General features: G+C 67.4%; 10 protein-coding genes. 6 read left to right on the top strand and 4 right to left on the bottom strand.

The genetic code is table 11. From position 1 onward, the window contains the following. A complete protein-coding gene (locus tag EGJ22_RS05775) occupies nt 1-1,968 on the top strand; it encodes a MacB family efflux pump subunit (protein WP_029886522.1) in 1,968 nt (655 codons plus the stop codon). A 4-nt stretch (nt 1,969-1,972) separates the two neighbouring features. Beyond that, complete coding sequence (locus tag EGJ22_RS05770) at nt 1,973-3,376, top strand: efflux transporter outer membrane subunit (protein ID WP_029886521.1); 1,404 nt, start codon at nt 1,973-1,975, stop codon at nt 3,374-3,376. A 29-nt stretch (nt 3,377-3,405) separates the two neighbouring features. Here the strand turns inward: EGJ22_RS05770 and EGJ22_RS05765 are convergent, their stop codons facing one another. Continuing rightward, complete coding sequence (locus tag EGJ22_RS05765) at nt 3,406-5,013, bottom strand: hypothetical protein (protein ID WP_029886520.1); 1,608 nt, start codon at nt 5,011-5,013, stop codon at nt 3,406-3,408. A gap of 147 nt (nt 5,014-5,160) precedes the next feature. Here EGJ22_RS05765 and EGJ22_RS05760 point away from each other — a divergent pair, with 147 nt between their 5' ends. Genes EGJ22_RS05760 through EGJ22_RS05745 form a run of 4 tightly spaced genes read left to right on the top strand, consistent with a single transcriptional unit; the run spans nt 5,161 to nt 10,247 of the window. Next, nucleotides 5,161-6,537, top strand: coding sequence for a dipeptidase (locus EGJ22_RS05760; protein ID WP_029886519.1), 1,377 nt, complete (start codon nt 5,161-5,163; stop codon nt 6,535-6,537). Continuing rightward, on the top strand, nt 6,534-7,412 hold the full coding sequence (locus tag EGJ22_RS05755) for a formylglycine-generating enzyme family protein (RefSeq protein ID WP_009684738.1): 879 nt from the start codon (nt 6,534-6,536) through the stop codon (nt 7,410-7,412). Before EGJ22_RS05760 ends, EGJ22_RS05755 begins: the two co-directional genes overlap by 4 nt. A gap of 16 nt (nt 7,413-7,428) precedes the next feature. Beyond that, nucleotides 7,429-8,538 (top strand): pyridoxal phosphate-dependent aminotransferase, encoded by a 1,110-nt coding sequence (locus EGJ22_RS05750; RefSeq protein WP_029886518.1) that lies wholly within the window; start codon nt 7,429-7,431, stop codon nt 8,536-8,538. Between the two features lie 59 nt (nt 8,539-8,597). Continuing rightward, on the top strand, nt 8,598-10,247 hold the full coding sequence (locus EGJ22_RS05745; protein ID WP_029886517.1) for a cyclic peptide export ABC transporter: 1,650 nt from the start codon (nt 8,598-8,600) through the stop codon (nt 10,245-10,247). A 47-nt stretch (nt 10,248-10,294) separates the two neighbouring features. On the opposite strand, the gene EGJ22_RS05740 is transcribed toward EGJ22_RS05745, so the two are convergent. The 3 genes from EGJ22_RS05740 to EGJ22_RS05730 form a co-directional block, all read right to left on the bottom strand. Next, nucleotides 10,295-11,254: an alpha/beta hydrolase gene (locus EGJ22_RS05740; protein WP_029886516.1), complete on the bottom strand. Its 960-nt coding sequence runs from the start codon at nt 11,252-11,254 to the stop codon at nt 10,295-10,297. A 140-nt stretch (nt 11,255-11,394) separates the two neighbouring features. Further along, on the bottom strand, nt 11,395-23,211 hold the full coding sequence (locus EGJ22_RS05735) for a non-ribosomal peptide synthetase (RefSeq protein WP_125920154.1): 11,817 nt from the start codon (nt 23,209-23,211) through the stop codon (nt 11,395-11,397). 190 nt (nt 23,212-23,401) lie between these two features. After that, nucleotides 23,402-25,897: a TonB-dependent receptor gene (locus EGJ22_RS05730; RefSeq protein ID WP_256671748.1), complete on the bottom strand. Its 2,496-nt coding sequence runs from the start codon at nt 25,895-25,897 to the stop codon at nt 23,402-23,404. Nucleotides 25,898-25,918 lie beyond the last annotated feature (21 nt).

Raw genomic sequence — 25,918 nt, 5'->3', positions numbered from 1 at the left:
ATGCCTACACCGCTGATCCAGCTGAGCGGCATCCGCAAGGCCTATGGCGGCGGCGACAGCCCCACCGTGGAGGTGCTGCGCGGCATCGACCTGAGCATCCATGCCGGGGAATTCATCGCCATCATCGGCACCTCGGGGTCCGGCAAGTCGACCCTGATGAACATTCTCGGCTGCCTGGACCGGCCCAGCGCCGGCCAGTACCGCTTCGCTGGCCAGGACGTGGCCGAGCTCGATGACGACCAACTGGCCTGGTTGCGCCGTGAAGCCTTCGGCTTCGTGTTCCAGGGCTACCACCTCATCCCCTCGGCCTCGGCCCAGGAAAACGTCGAAATGCCGGCCATCTACGCCGGCACCCCCGCCGCCGCGCGCGCCGCACGCGCCCAGGTGTTGCTGCGGCGCCTGGGGCTGGGCGAACGCACCGGCAACCGCCCGCGGCAATTGTCCGGTGGCCAGCAGCAGCGAGTGTCGATTGCCCGTGCGCTGATGAACGGCGGGCACATCATCCTCGCCGACGAGCCCACCGGTGCGCTGGACAGCCACAGCGGCACGGAGGTCATGGCCCTGCTCGACGAGCTGGCGCAGCAAGGCCACGTGATGATCCTGATCACTCACGATCGCAACGTCGCTGCCCGCGCACAGCGCATCATCGAGGTGCGCGACGGCGCGGTGGTCAGTGACAGCGCCGTCGGCCAGTCGCCCCCTGCAGCCAAACCCGGTGCCCTGCAGGCCGACGCCCTGCGCCAGCGCCTGGCCCACGCCAACCAGGCGCGCAGCCCCTGGCTCGGCGAAACCCGCGACGCCCTGGTGGCCGCCTGGCGGATGATGTGGACCAACCGCACGCGCACCGCCTTGACCCTGCTGGGCATCATCATCGGCGTGGCCTCGGTGGTGGTAATGCTGGCCGTGGGCGAAGGTAGCAAGCGCCAGGTGATGGCGCAGATCGGCGCCTTCGGCTCCAACATCATGTTCATGAACGGCGCCCCGGCCACCCCGCGCGCGCCACCAGGCCATATCCGCCTGAGCGACGTGCAGGCCCTGGCCGAGCTGCCCCAGGTCAAGTCGATCATGGCCGCGACCAGCTTGCAGGCCCAGGTACGCTACGGCAACGGCGAAATGACCTCGACCATCGGCGGCTACAGCCCGGCGTTTCCATCGATCCTCAACTGGCCGGTGGCCGAGGGCAGCTTTTTCGACGAAACCGACATGGCCACGGGTGCTGCCGTCGCGGTCATCGGCTCCGAAGTCAAAAAGAAGCTCTTCGCCGACGGCCAGGACCCGATCGGCCGTTACATCCTGGTGGAGAACGTCCCCTTCCAGGTCATCGGTGTGCTGGCCAGCAAAGGTTCCAGCGGCGCCAACCAGCGCAACGACCTGCGCATCGCCATTCCCTATTCGGCTGCGCGCATCCGCCTGTCCGGCGTCGAGTACCCCGAATATGTGATCATCGCCGCCACCGACAGCACCCTGGTGCATGAGGCGGAACAGGCGATCCGCAGCTTGATGACCAGCCTGCACGGTGGCATCCAGGACTTCGAGATCGACAACAGCGCCGCCCTTATCCAGGCCGAAGCACAGACCCGCAACGGCCTGTCGCTGATGCTTGGGGCCATCGCCGCCATCTCGCTGCTGGTGGGCGGTATCGGGGTGATGAACGTGATGCTGATGACCGTGCGCGAGCGCACCCGCGAGATCGGCATCCGCGTGGCCACCGGGGCCCGCCAGCGCGACATCCTGCGCCAGTTCCTCACCGAAGCCGTGGTGCTGTCGCTGGTCGGTGGCGTCACCGGCGTGGCCCTGGCCCTGCTGATCGGAGCAGGCCTGAACCTGGCCAAGGTGGCCGTGGCGTTTTCCGCCCTGGCCATGTTCGGTGCCTTTGCCTGCTCGGTCGCCACCGGTGTGATCTTTGGCTTCATGCCAGCCCGCAAGGCCGCCGGGCTCGACCCGGTGGCCGCCCTGTCCAGTGAATGAACCCATGACCAAAGCCCCGTTTGCCTTGATCCCCCTGCTGGCGCTACTCGGCGCCTGCAGCCAGACCACCCCGGTGGACAACGCGGTTGCCCCACCGCCCGGCTGGCAAAGCCCGGCCGTGCCCCAGGCGCAGGCCGTGGACATCGAGCGCTGGTGGGCGAGCTTCAACAGCCCGCAGCTGGCGCGCCTGATCGACCAGAGCCGGCAAGGCAGCCACGACCTCAAGGCGGCCATGGCCAGGGTGCGCCAGGCCGGCGCCGATGTGCGCATCGCCGGCGGCACGCTGCTGCCGCGGCTCGATGCCAGCGCCAACGCCTATCGCCAGCGCCTGCTCAAGGGCCAGGGCTACAGCGAACTGGACGCTTCCAGCAGGGAGCGCACCTACCATTACTTCAACACGGCACTCACGGCCAGCTATGAAGTGGACTTCTGGGGGCGCAACGCGGCCACGCGCGACAGCGCCGGCCACAGCCTGCAGGCCAGCGAACTGGACCGCGACACCCTTGAACTGAGCCTGGCCGGCCAGGTGGCGGACACCTACCTGGCAGCCCTGGCGGCGCAGGAGCAGACCCGTATCGCCACGTTGAACCTGGGCAATGCGCAGAAAATCCTCGACGTGGTCCGCACCCGCTACCAGGCCGGCTCCGCCACCGCGCTGGAGCTGGCCCAGCAGCAGAGCCTGGTGGCCGGCCAGCAGCGCCAGTTGCCGCTGTACCGGCAGCAGGCCCGCGACGCGCTGATCACCCTGGCCACCTTGCTCGGCGAGCCGGTGCAGAACCTACAGTTGGAGGCACTGCCCTTCGAGCAGCTGCAAGGCCCCGCCATCGATGCCGGCATCCCCAGCCAATTGCTCACGCGCCGCCCCGACATCGCCGCAGCCGAAGCGCGCCTGGCCGCGGCCCAGGCCGACGTGCGCGTGGCCCGCGCGGCCCTGTTCCCCACGCTGACCCTGAGCGCCAGCCTAGCCACCGGCGACCGTCAGGCCGCCGACCTGTTGCGCAACCCGGTGCTCAACCTGGGCGCGGGCCTGACCGCACCGATCTTCAACAACGGCCAATTGCGCGCCGAGCGCGACAAGGCCTTGGCGCGTGAGGAAGAACTGCTGGAAACGTACCGCGGGGTGCTGGTCATCAGCTTCGGCGAAGTGGAGAAGGCGCTCAACAGTGTCGACGGCCTGGACCGCCAGGCCCGCTGGCAACAGCAAGCGCTGCAACAGGCGCAGCGCGCTTTCGACCTGGCCGAAAGCCGCTACCGCGCCGGGGCAGAAGACCTGCTCAGCGTGCTGCAGGCGCAAAGCAGCCTGTTCGACGCCCAGGCCGAGCGCGTGCAGCTGCGCAGGGACCGCCTGCAAGCCAGCGTGGCCCTGTACAAGGCCCTGGGCGGCGGCTGGGCGACACAGCAACGGTGAGGCTCGGGGGGTGGCCGCGCCAGCCGCGGCTACAGCCCATCCTTGCGCGGCCCCGGCGCCAGGTACCGGGCGAACCACGGCCGGCTTGGCGGCACACGCTTCATCAGCCGCTCGGCCTCCTGGTCCGGGCTGAAGATCACTTGCAGCGCCAGTTTCATGGTCTCGATGTCCAGCTGGCTGCCACCACCATTGCCTTTGCCCCAGGCACCGCAGCCTTCGCTGGACGGCCCCAGCCACGGCTCGGCCACGCGTACCCAGCGCCCCGGCGCGAACCAGGGAATGCCGTTGACGGTCAAGCGCCGCACTTCCCCTGGGTGTGCCTGTTCATGGGCCAGGAACCAGTCCTCGAGGCGGTCGTCGAGCCAGCCATGGAAGGCCCAGAACACCGGGTTCACATGGGACGAGAACGGATCGCCGAGAAAATCGTTGCTCGCCCCGAACCAGCGCTCGGAAAAGTCATGGTTGCGCCGCGCATAGGCCATCGGCCAGCCGGTGTTCGGGTCCTGGGCCATGGCCGCCCAGCGCATGTGCAGCCAGTCGTGGATGCCCAGTTCGATGCGCGAGCCCAGCTCCCCCAGGCACAGCGTGCTGAGGTACTCGGGGTCGTGCAGTTGCGCTTCCCACAGCTGGAAGTTGGCGTACAGGCCTTCGCGGCTCTTGATGTAGTACAGCCACTGGTTGAAGTGGTCATCGTCGTCGGCCTGCCAGCAAGGCGGCACGCTGTAGCCGGTGACGTTGTTCATGTAGTCGGCGAACGCCTGCCGGTTCTCGCCCACGAAGGGGCGCGGCGCCGGCAGGCACGGCCACGAACGCAGGTCCTGCACCTGGCGCACGCCATGCAGCATGTGCCGGTGCATGAACAGGAAGTCCTCGCCCGAACCGTTGAGGTGGCGGTCATGGCCACGGGCATTGCGCTCCTTGCCCAGCGGCCCGGCCTGCCAGCCCAGGCCACGCACGGCCTGGCGCCGGGATTCGTCAATGCGGTGCCAGCGGTCACGGGTGGCATGCCAGAGCTGGTGAAAGTAGCGCCAGCCCGGCGAAATCAGTTGCTCGTGCAGCGCCGGAACGAAGGCCAGCCGCTCACGCGCCGGCACGAAAGGCCGACGACGGGCGACGAAGCGGCCCTGGGGCCCGGAAAACCCCGCCTGGACACCGGCCAGGCGTACCTGGCCGCTGAGGGTGGCACCGCCACCGCCTTGGCTCCAGTCCCCCCAGATCTCATCGAGCACCGCTTCGCAGTCGTAACCCTGGCCGCTTGTCGAGATCAGCTTGAGGCGCAGGTGCGGCAGGCGCTCGGCGGCCAGCGGCGCATACACCTGCATGCCGTCGGCATAGGGCGGCAGGCCCAGGTAGCCGCGCACGGCCCGGGCCCCCTGCCCCACGTCCAGCAGCAGTTCCAGCGGCCGCGCCAGCTCGGGCAGCGCCGCATCGCCCGCCACCAGGTGCCACTCCCAGATACCCGTCAGGCGCTCGCCCAGCAGCGCATTAGGCACATCGTCCACCGGCACCGCCGGTTCGTCGGAGGCCAGCTCCGCCTCCTGGGCTTCGTCCCATTTCTGCCAGGCGAAATAACCCGTGGGCAGCACTGCGCCGGCGGCCACAAGCCCTGCCAGCATTCCTCGGCGTGACACCTTCATCCACTGTACTCATGACGTGACTACTCCAGCGAAAACGAATGGTCACAAAGGCGATTTAGGCGTTTGGTAAATTCTTCCGCCATCGACTCGTATCACCCAACAAGTTCGAACGGCATGGGGCCGTCGTCCAGGCGGGTCGAAATGGCAATGACGAAACACCTCCTTTTCTCGCGCAAGTGGCCGTGGTTGCTGGCCCTGGTCCTGCTGCTGGCCGCTGCGGGCAGCGGCGCCTGGTGGTACTGGGTGTACCTGCCGGCACACCCCTACAGCCGCGCCATCATGCAGCGCGCCAACGCCCTGCAGGAACGCATCCTGGCGCTGGACGGGCACCTGGACGTTCCCCTGAGCTATGGCACCGATGGCCGTGAGGCCAACCGCGACGGCCCAACCCAGTTCGACCTGGTCAAGGCCGGCAAGGCACGCCTGCGCGGCGCCTCGATCGCCATCTGGTCCTGGCCCGAGTTCTGGAGCGGGCCGAACTGGCCGCACCGCCCCACTGCCGGCTTCCAGGCCGCCATGGCCAACGAGCTGGAGGTGCGCTACAAGATCATCACCGGCATCGCCCGCGACTTCCCCAACCAGGCCGGCATCGCCTACACCCCGGCAGACTTCCGCCGCCTGGCCGACGAGGGCAAGTTCGCCATCGTCATCAGCATGCTCAACGCCGCCCCGCTGGGCGACGACGTCGACAAGCTCGACCTGTGGGCCGCGCGCGGCGTGCGGGTGTTCGGCCCCGGCTACGTGGGCAACAACAGCTGGGTGGACTCGGCACGCCCGCTGCCCTTCCTGGGCGATTCGACCGACCCGCTGGGCGGCCTGTCACCGTTGGGCCGCCGCGCCGTGGCCAAGCTCAACGACCTGGGCGTGGTGATCGACGTGTCGCAGATGTCCAGCCAGGCCCTGACCCAGGTCACCCAGCTCAGCCACGCCCCGGTGATCGCCTCGCACACGGGTGTGCAGGGCATGATGGACATCCGCCGCAACCTCAGCGACGCCGACCTGGCCCACATCAAGGCCACCGGCGGCCTGGTCAACATCGTCGCCTACTCCAAGTACCTCAAGCCGTTCTCGCGCGAAACCATCGCCCGGATGAACGCCCTGCGCGAACGCTACGGTCTGCCCGACGTGCAGAACCAGACGCAGATGGGCACCACCACGGACCCGGTGTTTTCGATCTGGCCAGAGAAGAAGTTCGGCGAATTCCTCACCCCCTTCTACGACATCCTCGGCCAGGAACCCGAGGCCACCCTGGCCGAGTACGTCGATTCCATCGACTACGCGGTGAAGAAGATCGGCATCGACCACGTCGGCATCAGCTCGGACTTCAACGACGGCGGCGGCGTGATCGGTTACCAGAACGTCGGCGAAAGCCGCAACGTCACCGCCGAGCTGATCCAGCGCGGCTATTCCGACGAAGACATCGCCAAGCTCTGGGGCGGCAACTTCCTGCGTGTGTGGGACACCGTCCAGAGGGCCGCCAAGCCGGCCAACACGCCTGTCACTCAACTACAAGGATACCCATGAAACGCCTTGACCTGCTGCTCGCCCTAGGATGCCTTTCGCTGTCGGCGCATGCGCTGGCCGCCGACCCGACCGAACCCGGCAAAGTCTTCACCGACTGCAAAAAGAACTGCCCGGAAATGGTCGTGCTGCCCGCCGGCAGCTTCGTCATGGGTACCCCCGATGACGAAGTCGGCAAGCAGGACGACGAAAATCCCCTGCACACGGTGACCTTCGCCCGCCCCTTCGCGGTCAGCCGCTTCACCATCACCGCCGCGCAGTGGCAAGCCTATGCCAAGGCCACCAAGACCGTGCTGCCCGATGGTGACCTGCGCCCCGGCCGCCTGTGCCAGAACGGCAAGCCCCGCTATGCCCAGGGCCCGCGCCAACCGGCCGTGTGCATGACCTGGTTCGAGGCCCGCGACTACATCGCCTGGCTGGCCAAGACCACCGGCAAGCCCTACCGCATGCTCAGCGAAGCGGAACGCGAATACGCCGCCCGTGCCGGCTCCACGGGCTCGTTCCCTTTCCCGTTCGACAAGGAAGGCGAGTACACCATCAGCAAGCACGCCAACGTCTACGGCCCGGCCGACGGCTTCTCGTTCACCTCGCCGGTCGGCAGCTTCCCGCCCAACGCCTTCGGCATGTACGACATGCACGGCAACGTCTACGAATGGCTGGAAGACTGCTGGCACACCGACTATGTCGGCGCACCCACCGATGGCAGCGCCTGGACCACCGGCGGCAACTGCGGGCATCGGCAGATCCGCGGCAACGACTACAGCGAGCCGGCGATCTTCTCGCGCTCCGGCAACCGCAACGAACGCGAACCTCAGGTGCGCGGTGACTGGCTGGGCTTTCGCGTAGCCCGCGACCTGGACGTTGACCACCAGGACTGACCCGAGGAGCAACCCCATGAGTGCTTTGAGCCGACGACGCTTCGTCACCACCGCTGCGCTGGCCAGTGCCGCCCCCGCCTTGCCTGCCTGGGCCGCGCAACTGCCTGCCGGCCCCGTGCCGGACCCGGTCTTTGGCGACGACATCGTGCGCCTGGACTACAACGAAAGCCCGTACGGCCCGAGCCCTTTGGCGGTCAAGGCCCTGGAACAGGGCGGCCGCCAGAGCGGGCGTTACTATTACGAACAACAGGTCCGCCTGATCGAACTGTTCGCCCGGCAGAACGGCATCCCCGAGGATCACGTGGCGGTGTTCTGCGGCTCGCGCCCCCCCCTGCAATACGCGCTGGCCCAATACGCAGGCCCGCGCAGCGTGGTCGCCGCCGCGCCGACCTACGACTCGGTGGCGGCCGGCGCCAGCAGCGTCGGCGCCGCCGTGCACGAGGTGCCCCTCGATGCCCGCCACGCCCACGATGCACGCGCCATGCTGGCCGCCGACCGCAATGCCGGCGTGATCTACCTGTGCAACCCCAACAACCCCACGGGCACCCTGACCCCACGCGCCGACATCGAGCAGGTGGTCACGCACAAGCCCGCCGGCTGCCTGGCAATCATCGACGAGGCCTATATCCACTTCAGCGATGCCCCGCCCTGCCTGGACCTGGCCGTGCAGCACGACGACGTGATGGTCCTGCGCACCTTCTCAAAGCTGTATGGCATGGCCGGCGCACGCCTGGGCCTGGCCATCGCCAGGCCTGCCGTGCTGACCGCGCTGCAGCGCTTCAACGGGCGCAATTTCATTTCCCTGGCAGCCTCCCTGGGCGGCATCGCCAGCCTGGAGCAGGCAGACCTGGTCAGCGAACGCAAACGCACCAACCAGCAGATCCTGCACAGCACCACCGAGCACCTGCGCGCCGCCGGCTACCGCTGCACGGACGCCCAGGCGAACTGCTTCATGGTGCAGCTCGGGCGCCCTGCGCAACCGGTCATCGAAGCCCTGGCCCGGCGCAAGGTCCGGGTCGGGCGAGTGTTCCAGGCATGGCCAGACTGGATGCGCGTGACCGTGGGTACACCGCAGCAGATGCAGGCGTTTCTGGCGGCCTTCGAGCAGGTCATGACCGCGGCCTGACGCCTGATCCGGCACTTATGCACGCTAACCAGCGTTTGATGCGTCACAAGGAGTACACCATGTCACCGCAACCTAAAAGCGCGCTACGGGAGTTGTTCACCCTGCTGCGCCCGTTCAAATACACCGTACTGGGTTCCGTGCTGCTGGGCGTGGTCGGTGGCTTGAGCATCACCGTCCTGCTGGCGACCATCAACCGCGCGCTGCATGCCCAGGGCGGCCTGGGCCAGGGGGTGGTGTGGCTATTTGCCGGGCTGTGCCTGGTAGCGCTGGCCAGCTCGATCTTCTCCGACCTTGGCACCAACCGCGTCGGCCAGTCGATCATCGCCTCGCTGCGCAAGGAACTGGGCGAGAAGGTGCTGTCTGCGCCCATCGAGCAGATCGAGCGTTACCGCAGTCACCGCCTGATACCGGTACTGACCCATGACGTGGACACCATCAGCGACTTCGCCTTCGCCTTCGCCCCCCTGGCCATATCCATGACCGTTACCCTGGGCTGCCTGGGCTACCTCGCCTTGCTGTCATGGCCGATGTTCCTGCTGATGCTGGTGGCCATCGCCCTGGGCACAGGCGCCCAGTACCTGGCCCGGGCCAAAGGCATGAAAGGCTTCCTGGCCGCGCGCGATGCCGAGGACGAGCTGCAGAAGCACTACCACGCGATCGCCGCCGGCGCCAAGGAGCTGCGCATCCACCGGCCACGCCGCCAGCGCATGTTCAGCAGCCACATCCAGGGCACCGCCGACCGCATCCGCGACACCCAGATCCGCTCGATCAACACCTTCGTCGTGGCCAAGAGCTTCGGCTCCATGCTGTTCTTCGCGGTGATCGGCGTGGCGCTGGTGCTGCAGTCGCTGTGGCCGGCCGCGGACGCCTCGGTGATGAGTGGCTTCGTGCTGGTGCTGTTGTACATGAAGGGCCCGCTGGAGCACCTGGTCGGCACCCTGCCGATCGTCAGCCGGGCACAGATCGCCTTCCGCCGCATCGCCGAGCTGTCCGAGCAGTTTTCCTCGCCCGAGCCGCACCTGCTGCTGCAGGACCGCAAGAGCCAGATGACCGGCCTCGCCACCCTGGAACTGCGCGACGTGCGCTACGCATTCCCACCGGTTGAAGGCAGCGCACCGTTCGCCCTGGGCCCGGTGAACCTGGAAATCAAACAGGGCGACATCGTCTTTATCGTCGGTGAGAACGGCTGCGGCAAGACCACCCTGATCAAGCTGCTGCTGGGGCTGTATGCGCCGCAGCAAGGGGAGATCCGCGTCGACGGCCAGGCCATCGACGCGCAGCACCGCGACGACTACCGTCAGCTGTTCACCACCATCTTCGCCGACTACTACCTGTTCGAAGACCCGGCCATGGGCCCACAGCAGGTCCCCGACAGCGCCCAGACCTACCTCAAGCGCCTGGAGATCGCGCACAAGGTGAGCGTGCGCGACGGCGTGTTCAGCACCACCGACCTGTCCACCGGGCAACGCAAGCGCCTGGCGCTGATCAATGCCTGGCTGGAGGAGCGCCCGGTGCTGGTGTTCGATGAATGGGCCGCAGACCAGGACCCGACGTTCCGCCGGGTGTTCTACACCGAGCTGCTGCCGGAGCTCAAGAAGCTGGGCAAGACCATCATCGTCATCAGCCACGACGACCGATACTTCGATGTCGCCGACCAGCTGGTGCGCATGCAAGCCGGCCAGGTGCTCTGCGAGCTGAACGTTGCCTGAGTGAACCAACGCACCGCCGGCAGCCCTGCGCTGCCGGCGGTCACGCTTCAGGCCTGCTGCCGCAACCAGTCGGCGGCAGCCTGGTACAGCCCCTCCACCCCGCCATTGAGGACCCCGGACATCCGCAGGAAGTCGTGGGTCAACCCCTCCTCCAGCCGCAACGTCACCGGCGTGCCGCCACGCTTTAGAAACTCGGCATAGGCCAGCCCTTCATCGCGCAACGGGTCGTACTGCGCCACGCTGACGTAAGCGGGGGCCAATGGCCGCCCATGGTCGGCCAGCAACGGCGACACCCGCCAGTCGTCACGCCTGCCCGCCTCGCCCAGGTAGTGCTGGTAGAACCAGCCCATCGTCTGGTGCTCCAGCAGGTACCCCTCGGCGTAGGCACGGCTTGATTCATAGGTCACCGAGGCATCGCAGACCGGGTAGAACAGCATCTGCGCCGCCAGGGCGAAACCGGCGTCAGGGCCTTGCGTGGCCGCGGTGTGTGCCAGCAAGGTAGCCAGGGTGGCGCCGGCGCTGTCCCCCGCCACCACCAGGCGCGACGCGTCCAGGCCCAGCGACGCTGCATTGGCCGCCAGCCAGCAGGCGCTGTCGAGGGCATCGTCCAGCGCCACCGGAAAGCGATGCTCAGGGGCCAGGCGGTAGGCCGGGGCCAGCACGGCATGCCCCGTAGCTTGCGCCAGGCGACGGCAGACCACGTCGTGGGAGTCGAGGCTGCCGACCACGTAACCGCCACCATGGAAGTACAGCATCACCGGGCCCTGGGCCTTGCAGGCCGGTGCGCGGTAGAGCCGGGCTGACAGCCGCGCGCCGTCGCGCGCGGGAATGTGCAGCGCGGTGACCGCGATATCCTGCGGCGGGGCCGGGTCCAGCAACAGGGCGCTCAGCTCGAATTCCGCGCGCGCCTGTTCGACGCTCTGCTCATGCATGGGCAGGCTTTTACCGGTAGCCCTGCCGAACTCCACCAGTTCCAGAAACGCTTCCAGATCGGGATGCAGCGACATCTTGGTTCTCCTTGAAAAGAACTTCATAGCGGTGAAAAACAAAACCCCCACGCAGCGACGCCGGGTGGGGGCACAGTCGGATCAATGGGCCCGCGCAGCCAAGGCAGCGCCCGGGGGCAGCTGCCCTGTGCGCGCCTCGGTCAGGCGGATACCTTGCGCGCCAGTGCGCCGCCCAGCCCCACCAGCAAGCTCGGGTGCCTGAGGATGCCGTAATGGTCGCTGTCCAGGGCAAACCGGGCCACCTCGACCGCCACGTGCCGTTCGAAGCCGGCCTGCGCCGCGCCAGGCACGGCCTGCGCCCACCAGAAACTCACCGGGCCTGCCAGTTTCGGCAAGGCCAGGGCCTGCAATGACAAGTCGCGCAGGCGCAACCCGACAATGAACCCCTCGGCCAGGTCCTCGGCATCGAAGCCGGTGTCGCTGACAATGCCGTTGGCGAAGTAGGCGGTGAGCTGTGGCAACGAAGGCAAGGCTGTCGCCTCGAAGTTCGAGGGCAGCGAACCCGCTGGCTGGGCGACGTTCATCACCTGGCAGAAGCCGGCCAGTTCCTCGCGCCAGTCGAAGGCCTCGGCTGACGCCTGCTGTGCAGGTTCCAGCGGGATGAAGCTGTCCACCAGCGAGACGTGCTCGACAACCTGCCCTTGCTGGCGCAGCTCGGCCGCCACCAGCACCGCCAGTACCCCACCCAGCGACCAACCGAGCAAACGGTACGGGCCGTCGGGCTGCTTCTGACGAATGTACTGGGCATAGTCGATGGCCATGCTCGCCAAAGATTCGTCCTGCCAGTCCGGGTCCAGCAGCATGCGGCACTGCACGCCGTAGACACTGCACTCGCCCTTCAGGTGGCGGGCCAGGGGTTCGTAGTCGAACACCGTGCCGTAGCCTGCATGCAGGCAGAACAGCGGTGGCACGTCGCTCACCGGGTCGTTGAGCAACAGCAGCGGGTCGAGTTCACCCGCCGCCGGCTCGCTGTAACCGGACAGCTCGGCAATCGTCGGCCGGCTCATCAGGTCGCGCAGCTTGAGCTCGAACCCTTCGCGCTGCAGGCTGCGCACCCGCGAGATCACCTTGAGGCTGCGCAGCGAGTCGCCGCCGCGTTCGAAGAAGTTGTCCGTCACCCCCACCCGTTCGACGCCCAGCACATCGGCCCAGATCTGCGCCAGCTGCTCCTCGAACAGGTTGCGCGGTGCCACATATAGCGCTTCAGGTTCACTGCAGTCCGGATCAGGCAGCGCCTTGCGGTCGACCTTGCCGTTCGGGTTGAGCGGCAGGGCATCCAGCAGCAGGATGCGGGCGGGCACCATGTAGTCGGGCAGTACCGCACGCAGCTGCTCGCGCAGCGCCTCGCCGATGTCCGGGCTGGCGGCGGTGCTGGTCACGTAGCCGACCAGGCGCTTGTCGGCACCCTCCCCTTGCACGCTCACCACCGCATCGCGCACGCTTTCGCAATCGCGCAGGCGCGCCTCGATTTCGCCAAGCTCGATACGGAAACCGCGGATCTTCACCTGTTGGTCCAGGCGGCCCAGGTAATCGTATATCCCATCGGCGCGTCGGCGCACCAAGTCACCACTGCGGTACAGCCGCCCGCCGGCCTGGAACGGGCTGGCCACGAAGCGCTCGGCGGTAAGCCCGGGGCGTTGGTGATAACCGCGGGCCAGGCCCTCGCCACCGATGTACAGCTCACCGGCCACGCCATCTGGCAGCAGGTTCAGCTGATCGTCCAGCACATACAGCTCACGGGCGCCCACGGCTTCGCCGATCGGCGCGATAGGGCCGCCGCAAGGCTGATCGCCCGCGACCCTCCACAGCAGCGGCGTTACCACGGTTTCGGTTGGGCCGTAGCCGTTGGTCAGGTAACGCGGCTGCAAGCTGGCCTTGACTTGCTCGAAGGTGGCCTGGGCCACCGCGTCGCCGCCGAAGCAGTAGGTGTGTACCGCAGGTGGCGCCACCGTTTCCAGGGCGGCCTGCTCGGCCAGTTGCTGCAGGTAGGCCGGCGGGAAGCAGGCAATGCTGATCGCCTGCTCGCGCAGGGTGCGCAGGGTCTGCTCGGCGGTCCACAGCTGGTTGTCACGCATCACCAGCCGCCCACCGGCCAGCAGCGTCGACAGCCAACGCTCCTGGGCACCGTCGAAGGCGAACGACATGAACAGCAGCTCGCGGGTGTCGCGGTCCATGCCGTAACGGGCGATGATCGCCTGGCAGTGCATGCTCAACGGGCCATGGCTCACCGCCACGCCCTTGGGCTGGCCGGTGGAGCCCGAGGTGTAGATCATGTAGGCCAGGTTGTGCGCCTGCACCGGTACTTGCAGCGCGCGGGCAGGCTGCGCCGCCAGGTCCAGTTCGTCCAGCGCCAGGCACTCGGAGCCGGGCGTCACCGGCAGGCTTGGCAACAGCGCAGAGTGGCTCAGGAGCAGGGCCATGCCCGAATCCTGAATGATCCATTCCAGGCGCTCGCGGGGGTAGTCGATGTCCAGCGGCACGTAGGCCGCACCGGCCTTGAGCACGGCATAGAACGCCACGATGCTCTGCACCGACCGTTCCAGGGCCACGCCCACCCGGCTCTCAGGCCCGATGCCCCGGGCCACCAGCACCTGCGCCAGCTGGTTGGCACGGCGCTCCAGGGCATCGAAGCTCAGCTGCTGCCCGCCACACACCACAGCGATGGCATCGCCCCGGCGCTGGGCCTGGGCCGCGATCAGCTCGGCGACCGACGTGCGCTGCGGCGTCACGGGCGCAACGTCTGGCGTTGCCGCGGCGCACATGGGCAGGTTGCCCAGGCAGGCCTCGGGGTTGGCCAGGATGGCGTCAAGCAGGGTTTCGAAGGAGGCGACGATGTTCGCCACCACCGGCTCGCTGAAGCGGCTGCGCAGGTAGAGGAACTCGATGCTCAAAGTGTTGCCCAGGTTCACCGCCAGGTCCATGGCGTAGTTGGTCACATCCCGCGACTGCACCTCGCCGAAGCTCAGGGGGCCACCCACGCCTTGCTGCAGGCGGTCGTCGATCGGGTAGTTCTCGAACACCACGATGCTGTCGAACAGCGGCAGGCCGCTGCGGCCGCTCCAGCGCTGGATATCGGCCAGCGAGGTGTGCTCGAAGTCACGGGCCTCCAGGTTGTAGGTCTGCAGCGCCTGCAACCACTGCGCCACCGGCTGGGTGGCGAGCGGGCGCTGGATGACCGGGATGGTGTTGATGAACAGGCCCAGCAGCTTGTCGGCACCGGCCACGTCGGCGGGCCGGCCGGCAACGGTTGCACCGAAGCACACCCGCGCCTGCCCGGTGTAGCGCTGCAACAGCAAAAGCCACACAGCCTGGATCAGGGTGTTGGGGGTGACCCGCTGGCGTTGGGCGAAGTCTTGCAGGCCCTGGGTGCGTGCCTGGTCCCACTTCAGGTACAGCGCGGCATGCCCGGGCAGCGGCGTTTCTGGCTGTGGCAGAACGCTGGCGAGCAAGGTCGCGGCACCCTCGCCGTCCAGTTTTTCCTCCCAGAAGCGCTGGGCGGCCTGCAAGTCCTGGCGCTGCAACCAGTCGATATAGTCGCGGTAGCGGCAGGCCTGGGGCTCGGGGGCGTGGCCGGCGTAACTGGCCAGCACGTCGGCGATCAGCCGCGAGGCGCTCCAACCGTCCATCAGCAGGTGGTGGCTGGTCCAGATCAGGTGGTGGCGATCCGCCAGGCGGATCAAGGTCAGGCGCATCAGCGGCGCCAGGGCCAGGTCGAAGCCGCGACGCCGATCCTCCAGCACCTGCTGCGCCAGGTCGTCCTCGCTCACCGCCCTGGTCGACCAGTCCAGCAGGCGGATGTCCAGCTGCGCCTGGCGCTGCACCAGTTGCACCGGCTCCGCCAGCGATGCGCCTTGGTGGAAGCTGGTGCGCAGTATCGGGTGATGGGCGACCACCTGTTGCCAGGCGGCGACGAAGCGCTCGGCCTCAAGCCCGGTGACAGGCACGCTGGTCTGGTTGATGTACAGGTCCGCCTGGTCGTCTTCGCTGGCGTGGAACAGCATGCCTTGCTGCATGGGCGACAGCGGGTAGATGTCCTCGATGTGCGCGGCCGGGACCGGCAGGTTGTCCAGTTGCGCCTGGTCGAGGCCCGACAGCGGCACGTCCGATGGCGTGATACCTGCCGCCTCGCCGCTGACGCAATGGGCGATCAGGGCCTTGAGCTCGGCGGCGTATTCATCCGCCAGGCGCTGCACCGACGCCGGCTTGAACATCTCGCGGCTGAAGCTCCAGCCCAAGCTCAGCTCGCCACCGTAGACCCGGCCATTGATCGACAGCCAGTTACCCAGCGGGGCTGCTTCGCTCAGGCTGGCACCGCTGCTTTCCACCGCCGGCGTCAGCAGCCCGGCGCCGGAGGCTTCGGCGAAGCTGCCGTCGAACTGCCCCAGGTAGTTGAACGTGATGCGCGGCACCGGCAAGGCGGCCAGCGCCTCACGGGCCGGCTGATCGGCCAGGTAGCGCAACGCACCAAAGCCGACCCCCTTGTCGGGGATTGCCCGCAGCTGTTCCTTGATGCGCTTGAGCGACTGCGCCAGCGACGGCGCCGGGCTGAGCTTGACCGGGAACAGGCTGGTGAACCAACCCACGGTACGGGTCAGGTCGACATTGTCGAACAGGTCTTCGCGGCCATGCCCCTCCAGCTGCACCAGCACGTGCTCCTGCTCGGTCCAGCGTGCTATCACCCGGGCCAGGGCGGTCAGCAGCAGGTCGTTGACCTGGGTGCGATAGGCCGCCGGCGCGTGTTGCAACAGGGCACGGGTGTCTTCGGCGCCCAGGCGGGTATGGGCGACTGCCTGGTGTACCCCTTGCAGCGAGCCTGACGGGTTGTCGCACGGCAGGTCGGCCTGCACATCGGTCAACAGGGCCTGCCAGTACGGCAACTGCTCGCGGCCGCTGCCCTGGGCGTAACCGCGCAGGCTTTCGGCCCAGGCACGGGTGGAGCTGGTCTTGGCCGGCAGGCTGACTGGCTGCCCTGCGCGCAATTGGCCATAGGCGTTCTGCAGGTCTTCCAGGAGGATGCGCCAGGACACCCCGTCTACTGCCAAGTGGTGAATCGCCAGCAACAGCCGTTGGTCGCCGTCGGGCAAGGTGGCGAATACTGCGCGCAGCAACGGCCCCTGGGCCAGGTCGAGGCTACGCTGGGCGCGCTCGCACACGGCCTCCAGGGCCGGAACATCGGCCACGGCCTGGTGCCAGAAGCACGAAGGCTGCTGCGCAACCTCCCGATACCGGCCCGCCCAACGGCCGTCATCGGCCTGGGCGAAGCTCAGGCGCAGGGCATCGTGGTGGGCGATCAGGGCCAGCAGCGCCTGTTCCAGCAATTGCCCGTCCAGCGCCTCGACCGGACGCAACAGCAACGCCTGGTTCCAGTGATGCCGCGCGGGAATCGGCTCATCGAAGAAGTAGTGGTGAATCGGCAGCAGCACGGCCTGGCCCGTGACCGGGCCCTGGTCGATCTGCACGTCGCCCGCTGCGCCCTGGGTGGCCACGGCGGCCAGCCCCTGCACGGTCTGGTGCTGGAACAACTGCTTGGGGGTGATGCGGATACCGGCCTGACGCGCCCGGCTGACCACCTGGATCGAGATGATCGAGTCGCCGCCCAGTTCGAAGAAGTTGTCTGCCAGGCCGACCTGGTCCAGTTTCAGCACATCGGCCCAGATCGCCGCGATCTGCTGTTGCAGGGGCGTTTCAGGGGCGACGAAGGTTTGCCGCACCTGGTTGGCATCGGGTGCCGGCAGTGCCTTGCGGTCGAGCTTGCCGTTGGCGGTGAGTGGCCAGGCGGCCAGGAACACCTGGTGCGCCGGGACCATGTGGTCCGGCAGGCTCGCCAGCAGATAGTCACGCAATTCGCCGCGCAAGGCATGCTGCGCAGCCAGGTCCAGCGCCTGCGCCTGATCGGCGATCAGGTAGGCCACCAGCTGCTTGCCGGCAGCGCCGTCGACGTCCAGCACCACCGCCTCCGCGACCCGAGGGTGAGCCTGCAGGCGTGCTTCGATTTCACCCAGCTCGATGCGGAAACCGCGGATCTTCACTTGGTGGTCGATACGGCCCACGTAGTCGATGCTGCCCTCGGCGCGGTAGCGTGCCAGGTCGCCGGTGCGGTACAGCCGGCCACCGCCCTGGGGGCTGGTGTCGAACGGGTCGGGGATGAAGCGTTCGGCCGTCAGCGCCGGGCGCTGGTGGTAGCCACGCGCGAGCCCTGCCTGCCCAATGTGCAGCTCGCCCTGGCTGCCGGCCACAGCCAGCTCCAGGTTGGCGTCCAGCAGGTACCAGGACAGGTCGGGGATGACCTCGCCGATGGGGCTGAGCCCTTCGCGGTGCACATCGGCCAGGCACAGCGGGCGGTAGCTGACGTGCACCGTGGTCTCGGTGATGCCGTACATGTTGACCAACTGCGGGCGCTGGTCGCCAAAACGCTCGAACCAGGGCCTGAGGCTGGCGACGTTCAGCGCCTCGCCGCCGAACACCACGTAGCGCAAGGCCAGGGCCGCCGGGTCCTGGTTCGGCTGGCAGGCGATGGCCACCAGCTCCTTGAACGCCGAGGGCGTCTGGTTGAGCACGGTGACCTGTTCGCGCACCAGCAGGGCGTGGAAGTCTTCCGGCGAGCGGGCCACGTCGCGCGGGACGATGACCGCCCGGGCGCCATGCAGCAGCGCGCCAAACACTTCCCACACGGAGAAGTCGAAGGCGTAGGAGTGGAAGACGCTCCAGACGTCCTCGGCAGTGAAGCCGAACCAGTCCTGGGTGGCCTGGAACAGGCGCATCACGTTGGCATGCGGCAGTAGCGTACCCTTGGGCCTTCCAGTGGAGCCCGAAGTATAGATCACATACGCCAGGTTCTGCGGCGAGGTCTGGTTGCCAAGGTCAGGCTGGTCATCGCCCGGTGCCGGCTCGTCCTGCTCCAGCACCAGGCTCTGCACACCGGGGGCCAGGGGCAATTGCGCCAGCAATTCGGGCTGGGTCAGCAACAGGGTGATGCCACTGTCCTCGATCATGTAGGCCAGGCGGTCCTGCGGGTATTCCGGGTCCAGCGGCACATAGGCGCCCCCGGCCTTGAGGATCCCCAGTAGCCCGACCACCATGTCCAGGCTGCGGGCCATGGCCAGGCCCACGCGCACGTCGGCGCCAACGCCAAGGTGGCGCAGCCGGCGCGCCAGGCGGTTGGCGCGCTGGTTGAGTTGCCGGTAGGTCAGGTGCCGACCTTCGCAGGTCACGGCCACGGCCTGCGGCGCACGCGCAGCTTGGGCCTCGATGGCCTGGTGCACGCACAGCTCGACCGGGTGCTGAACCGGTGCCGGGTTCCAGGCCTGGATCACCTGCTGGCGGCTGTAGGCATCGAGCAGCGGCAAGTCGGCGATGCGCGCTTCAGGTTGCTCGACGATGCCATGCAGCAGCACCCGCCAGTTGTCGGCCAGAGCCTGCACCGTCTGCCGGTCGAACAGCGCGGTGGCGTAGCTCAGCGAAGCGCCCAGGCCATCGGCGTGCTCGAAGGTGTTCAAGGTCAGGTCGAACTGCGCGCTGTGGCGCTCCCAGGACAGTCGCTGCAAGCTCAGGCCCGGCAGTTCGCGGGTCTCGCCACGCACCTGGGTCTGGTGGTTGAGCATCACTTGGAACAACGGGCTGTGGCTGAGGCTGCGTTCCGGCTGCAGGGCATCCACCAGTTGCTCGAACGGCAGGTCCTGATGGGCCTGCGCCGCCAGGGCGGTATCCCTGACCTGCCCCAGCAGCGCCTTGAACGACAGCTGCGGATCACAATCCGCGCGCAGCACCTGGGTGTTGACGAAGAAGCCGATCAGCCGCTCGATCTGCGCCCGGTTACGGTTGGCGATCGGCACGCCGACGCGAATGTCGCGCTGCCCGGTATAACGGTGCAGCAGCGCCTGGAAGCTGGCCAGCAGGACCATGAACAGGGTTGCATTGTGCTGCTTGGCCAATTGCTTGAGCGCCACGGCCAGCCCGTCGTCGAGGACGATGTCGTGGTTGGCCCCGGCCAGGCTCTGCACCGCCGGGCGCGGGCGGTCGGTGGGCAGTTCCAGCACCGGCTGGTCGCCGCCCAGCTGTTGCTGCCAGTAGGCCAGCTGGCGTTGCTGCTCACCCGCCTGCATCCACTGGCGCTGCCAGGCCGCGTAGTCGGCGTACTGTACCGCCAGCGCCGGCAAGGCCACGGGCTGGCCGCTGCACAGGCCGGCATAGTGCTGTTCGAGCTCTTCCACCAGGATCGGCATCGACCAGCCATCGGTGACGATGTGGTGCAGGGTGAGGACCAGCACGTGGTCGTCATCGGCCAGGCGCAGCAGTTTCACGCGCAGCAGCGGGCCTTGCGCCAGGTCGAAGGGGCGCTGTGTTTCCGCTTCGATCAGGCCCTGGAGCCAGGCTTGCAGCGCATCGCCGGCAGGCGCGGTGACGGGCTCGGCCTGGAGGCAGAACGCCTGGTGCGGATGAATCACCTGCACCGCCTGGCCATCCTCGACCCGGAAGGTGGTGCGCAAGGTTTCGTGACGCAGCGTCAGCGCCTCGAAACTGCGGCCCAGGGCGCTGACGTTCAGTTGCCCGCGCAGGCGCAGCGCCGCGGGGATGTTGTAGGCACTGCTGTCGGGGTCCAGTTGCCACAGGAACCACTGGCGATGCTGGGCGTAGGATAGGCTCAGCGGCTGGCTGCGGTCCACGGCTACGATGGGCGGCGCACCGTCGTCACTGCCCTGCCCGGCCAGCGCCGCGAAATCGGCCAGCACCGGCGTCTCGAACAAGGCGCGCAACGGCAGGTCGAGGCCCAGGGCCTGGCGCAGGCGCGAGATCACCTGGGTCGCCAGCAGCGAATGCCCACCCAGCTCGAAGAAATTGTCGTGTCGCCCCACACGCTCGAGCTTCAGCACCTGAGCCCAGAGCCTGGCGATCTGTTGCTCATGGTCACCCTCGGGCGCCACGTAGCCGGCCCCGAAGCTGGCCTCTGGTTGGGGCAGTGCCTTGCGGTCGAGCTTGCCATTGACGGTCAGGGGCAGCGCCTGCAGGAACATCAGGTGCGCAGGCACCATGTGCTCCGGCAGCAGCCCGCGCAGGTAGTCGCGCAGCTGGCTGCGCAGGGTGTCCTGTTGCGCAGCGCTGACCGCGTGCTGGTCGCCGATCAGCAGGTAGGCGACCAGTTGCTTGCCACCCGGCCCGTCCCGGTCGAGCACCACCGCCTTGGCGATGGCGTGATGATCTTGCAGCCGGGCTTCGATCTCGCCCAGCTCGATGCGAAAACCGCGAATCTTCACCTGGTGATCGATGCGGCCCCGGTAGTCGATGATGCCATCGGTGCGATAACCGGCAAGATCGCCCGTACGGTACAGGCGCCCACCACCCGCGGGGCTGTCATCGAAGGGGTCGGGCACGAAGCGCTCGGCCGTCAGCCCCGGGCGCCCATGGTAACCACGGGCCAGGCCGGCACGGCCGACATGCAGTTCCCCCTGGCACCCCGGTGCGACCAGGTTGAAGTCGCGGTCCAGCAAGTACCAGGAGAGGTCCTCGATGACCGTGCCGATCGGGCTTGCGCCTTGCAACGCCAGGTCGGCGCGGCTCAGCGGGCGATAGGTGACATGCACCGTGGTCTCGGTGATGCCGTACATGTTGATCAGTTGTGGCTGGCGGTCGCCAAAACGCTCGAACCAGGGCTTGAGGCTGGCGACGTCCAGGGCCTCGCCGCCGAAAACCACGTAGCGCAGCGCCAGGGCCTGGTTGGCATTGGCCGCCGCGCAGGCGACCGGGATCAGCTGGCCGAACGCCGACGGTGTCTGGTTGAGCACGGTCACCCGTTCGCGCACCAGCAAGGCATGGAAGTCCGCGGCCGAGCGCGCCACCTCCCGCGCCACGATCACCGCGGTGGCGCCATGCAGCAAGGCACCGAACAGCTCCCACACGGAGAAGTCGAAGGCGTAGGAGTGGAACACGCTCCACACATCGTGCTCGTCAAACCGGAAATCCGCCTGGGTCGCCTGGAACAGCCGGGCCACGTTGCGGTGCGCCAGCAAGGTGCCCTTGGGCTTGCCGGTGGAGCCCGAGGTGTAGATGACGTACGCCAGGTTGTCGGGGTCGGTGGTATTGGCAGGGTTGCTGTCAGGGTAATCGTTCAGCAGCGCCGGCTGGTCGAGCTCGATGCAGCTCACGCCTTCGACCTCGGGCAACTGGCCACGCGACTGGCTGTGGGTCACCAGCAAAGCGATGGCACTGTCGGCCAGCATGTAGGCCAGCCGCTCGGCCGGGTACTCGGGGTCCATTGGCACGTAGGCGCCACCTGCCTTCAGGATCGCCAGCAGGCCGATCACCATGTCCACGCCCCGCTCCAACGCGACCCCCACCCGCACGTCAGGCCCTACACCCGCTGCCCGCAGCAGGTGCGCCAGGCGGTTGGCCCGTCGGTTGAGCTCGTCATAGGTCACCCGCTGCTCGCCCGCCACCACGGCGATAGCCTGCGGCACCCTGGCCGCTTGCGCCTCGATGGCCACATGCAGGCATGGCGCGGCCGGGTATTCGGTGAGCGCCGGGTTCCACTGGGCGATGACCCGATGCTGCTCGTCGGCCGCCAGCAGCGCGAGCTCCGCGAGGGGCCGCTCGGGTGCCTCGGCCAGCCCTGCCAGCAGGTGCAGCCAATGCCGCCCAAGGCGCTCGATGGTTGCGCCGGTGAACTGACCTGCGTCGTACTCCAACACCGCGCTCATGGCCTCGGGGGCGTAGTCGACATCCAGCGACAGGGCGAACTTGGCCTGCTGCGGGCCGGTCGCGAGGAAATCGACGGCCACCTCCCCCAGGCGCAGCGCTGCCGGCCGGTCGCCATCCACCCGCCAGTTGAACAAGGTCTCGAACGTGGCGCCAGCCTGCCCCTGCTGCTCAAGCAGCTCGATCGGCCAGTCGGCGTGCTCCAGCAACGCCAGGGAATGACGCCGGATACCCTGCAGGAACGCCTGCCCCGTGGTCGCGCCGTCAACCTGCACGCGATACAGCTGGGCGTTGACGAAGTAACCGACCAGGTCCTGGATCTGTGCGCGGTTGCGCGCAGCATTGGGCACGCCGACGCAGAAATCGGCCTGGCCACTGTAGCGCGCCAGCAGCAGCTGCCAGGCGCCCAGCACGAAGGCGAACGGCGTCAGCCCGAGGCGCTCGCACTGGGTGTGCAGGCGGGCCATCAGCGCCGCGGGCACGCTTACCCGGTGCAGCGCCGCAATGCCAGACTGCGCGGCATGGGGCGCGCGATCGACCGGCAAGCTCAGTGGGGCGATGTCCCCTGCCAGGTAGTCTTTCCAGTAGGCCTGGGCTCGCCCGTATTCCGCCGTGCCGGGGTATACGTGGCGTTGCCAGTGGGCGTAGTCCGCATATTGCACCGGCAAGGCCGGCAAGGGCGTGGTGTCGCCTTGCAGGGCCTGGGTGTAGGCCAGGGTCAGGTCACGCAGCAGGATCGGGTTGGACCAGGCGTCGGAGACGATGTGGTGCATGTTCAGGAACAGCACATGCTCCTGCGGGCCAAGCTCGAACAGTACGCAACGCAGCAGCGGCGCCTGCCCCAGGTCGAACGGTTGCAGGGTCAGCGCTTGCAGGCGCGCGGCCAGCAGCTGCCGGAGCTCGGCACCGTCCGCCGCGGCCAGGCGTTCGACCTGCAGCAGCGGGCGCGTCGCGTTGTCCACCACTTGCATGGGCTGGCCATCGACCGCTTCGAAGCCGGTGCGCAGGATCTCGTGGCGTGCCACCACCTGCTGCAGCGCCGCCTCCAGCACCGCCACTTGCAAGGGGCCGACAAGGTGCAGCGCGCGCGCCAGGTGGTAGGCAGAACTGCTCGGGTCCAGTTGCTGCAGCACCCACAGACGCTGCTGGGCGAACGAAGCCTGACACGTGGATGGCCGCCCCATGGGGCAAATGACGCCGGGATCGTCGCTGTCGTCAGCCATCAACAGCGCCAGCAGGTCATCGTCGGTCAAGGGGGTGGAAGACATCAGTGTCGGCCTCGTGTCGAAGGGTGCGGGAAGTGCGTCGTCCTCAGTTGACGAAAGGCTTGCGGCGAAATTTACACGGCTGGGCGGCCCGCAGCGGGCGCCCTGGCGGCCTGCCCGGCGAAACGAAACCGGCCGGTCCCTGGGCAGGGATCGGCCGGTTTCAGGTGCCTGTCGGCAGGTGCTGGCGGGCTTAGAACTCGCCGCGCAGGGTCAGCATGTAGTTGCGAGGGTCGCCGTAGAAGTTGCCGTTCGCCGCACTGGAGACCGTCTGATAGTAGGTCTTGTCGAACAGGTTGTTGGCGTTGAGCGACACCGTCCAGTGGTCATCCACGCGGTAGCGCACCAGGGCATTCCAGACGGCGTAGCCGCTTTGCTTGTAATCGAACGGAATGTTCGACTCGACCACGTTGCCATTGCCGTCCACGCGTACGGTGGTACCGCTGACGTAAGTGGCGCTCTGGACATCGACGCCACCGCCGACGGTCCAGTCCTTGAACGCGTCAGGTAGCTGGTAGGTGGTCCACACCTTGAACTGATGCTTGGGCGTGATGGTGCTCAAGGCCGTGCTGTCGGTTTCGTTCTTGTTGTAGTTGTACACGTAGCTGGCCATCAGGTTCCAATCCGGGAGGATCTCGCCCGTCGCTTCCAGCTCGATGCCCTTGCTGACGACCTCGCCCTGGTTCACGTAGCAGCAGCTGCCGCCATACAGCACCGACGCCTGCGGGTAGTTGGTGTCTTGCACCGCGCCGTTCTTGCGCTTGGTGTAGAACACCGCCAGGCTGGTATTCAGGCGGCCGTCGAACAGCTCGCCCTTGATGCCCAGCTCGGTGGTCTTGCCCTCGAGCGGCTCGAGCACATCGTTGCTGCCCAACGGCCCGCGCAGGTAGCTCTGCTGCGGCTTGTAGATCTTCGAGTAGCTGCCGTACAGCGACCATTGATCGTCGAGGTCATAGATGGCGCCGAAGTACGGCACGAAGCGCGTCGGTTCGCGCATGTCGATGTCGCTCTGCACCACGCCTGCGTTGGTGTAGACCTGCTGGAAGTGGTAACGGGCCGCGCGCCCACCGAGGATGACCTTGAGCGGGTCGCTCACCTGCAGGGTCAGGCGCCCGTACAGGCCGTACTGCTCCTGGGTGTTGGGGCTGTAGTCGCGCGGGGTCACCAGCGAGGTAGTGGTCGGCTTCCAGTAGCCTGGGTCGAACACGTCGATCGGCACGCCGGTGCCGGTAAACACCCCCGAGCCCTGCCAGCGGCTGGTGACGCGCTGGTAGTCGGCGCCCAGCACGAACTGGTGCTCACGGCCAAAGGCGTCGAAGCTGCCGGACAGGTTGCTGTCGACCAGGTCCTGGCTGGTGGAATAGACGTTGTAGCTGGCCCGCCAGACTGGCCCGGCCAGGGTCACCGGGTTGACCGCGTTGCCCGACACCGCCGCCAGCGCCTTGCCGGCGTCACGGGTATTGGTGTACGAGACGTTCAGCTTCCAGTCGTTGTCGAAGTAGTGGTCGATCTTGGTGAAAATTTCCTGGGAGATATTGTCCATGTAGGACCAGTTCTGCCCCAGGTTGGTGTGCCGCGCCAGGCCGATGTCGGCACCGGTGGTGTAGCGCGGCAAGCCCAGCGACGAGTTGGAGTGGGTGCTTTCGTACATGCCGCCCAGGGTGAAGATGGTCTGCGGGCCGAGGTCGACCTCGAACACCCCGTAGACAGTAGGCTTCTGCGTGGCCAGCTTGTCGGTGAAGTACTGGCGGTCGTTGTAGGCCGTGACCAGACGGCCACGCACGTTGCCGCTGTCGGTCAGCGGGCCGGTCAGGTCGACCTGGGTGCGGTAGTTGTCCCACGAACCGGCGGCGGCCTCGAGCTTGAGCTGGAAGTCCGACAGCGGGCGCTTGCGCACCAGGTTGATGACGCCACCCGGGTCGCCGACGCCGCCGAACAGTGCGCCCGAACCGCGCAGCACCTCGACATGGTCGAATTCGGCCAGGTTGTACAGGCGGCGCGAATAGAAACTGGTGGCCACCGACGACAACGCCATGGGCGCAGCACCGTCGATCTGGATGCTGTCGATGTTGAAGCCGCGCGAGTAGAACTCGTAGGTGTCGCTGGTGGTTTTCTGCACCGTGACGCCCGGGGCCATTTTCAGCGCGTCCTGCAGGCTGGTGATACTGCGGTCTTCGATCAGCTGGCTGGACAGCACCGACACCGACTGTGGCGTGTCGCGCAGGCTGGTCGGCGTCTTGGAACCGACGCTTACCGCACCGGTGGTGTACGAGCCACTGTTCTCGGTCATTTCGCCCATGCCCTGGCTGGTGATGGCCGTGGACTGCAGGATGATGCCGTTGGTGCTGCTGGTGGCCGGCAGCAGGATCACCGCGCCGTTCTCGATCTGGAAGTTGTAGCCGGTGCCGTCGAGCAGCATGTGCAGGGCGGTTTCCGATTCCATGTTGCCGGACACGCGCGACGATTGCGCATCGCCGATCATCTCGGGCGAGAACAGGATCTGCAGGCCGGTCTGCTCGCCGAACGCGCGCAGGGCGCTGCCCAGTGGCTGCTTCGGAATATCGACCTTCACCTCTTTGGCGTAGGCCGCGTTCCCCAAGGCCAGCAGCACCGCCGATACCGACAGGCAAAGTATGCTCTTTTGCAGTGCAGACGCCTTGCGTCGCCCTTGCCGTACTACGGAACCCATTGTAATCCCCTTGCTGTGATG

It is taken from the genome of Pseudomonas sp. p99-361 (assembly GCF_003935475.1).
Taxonomy (GTDB): Bacteria; Pseudomonadota; Gammaproteobacteria; order Pseudomonadales; family Pseudomonadaceae; genus Aquipseudomonas; species Aquipseudomonas juntendi.
Note: the sequence above shows the minus strand (reverse complement) of the source record. Positions and strands in the feature narration are given on the sequence as shown.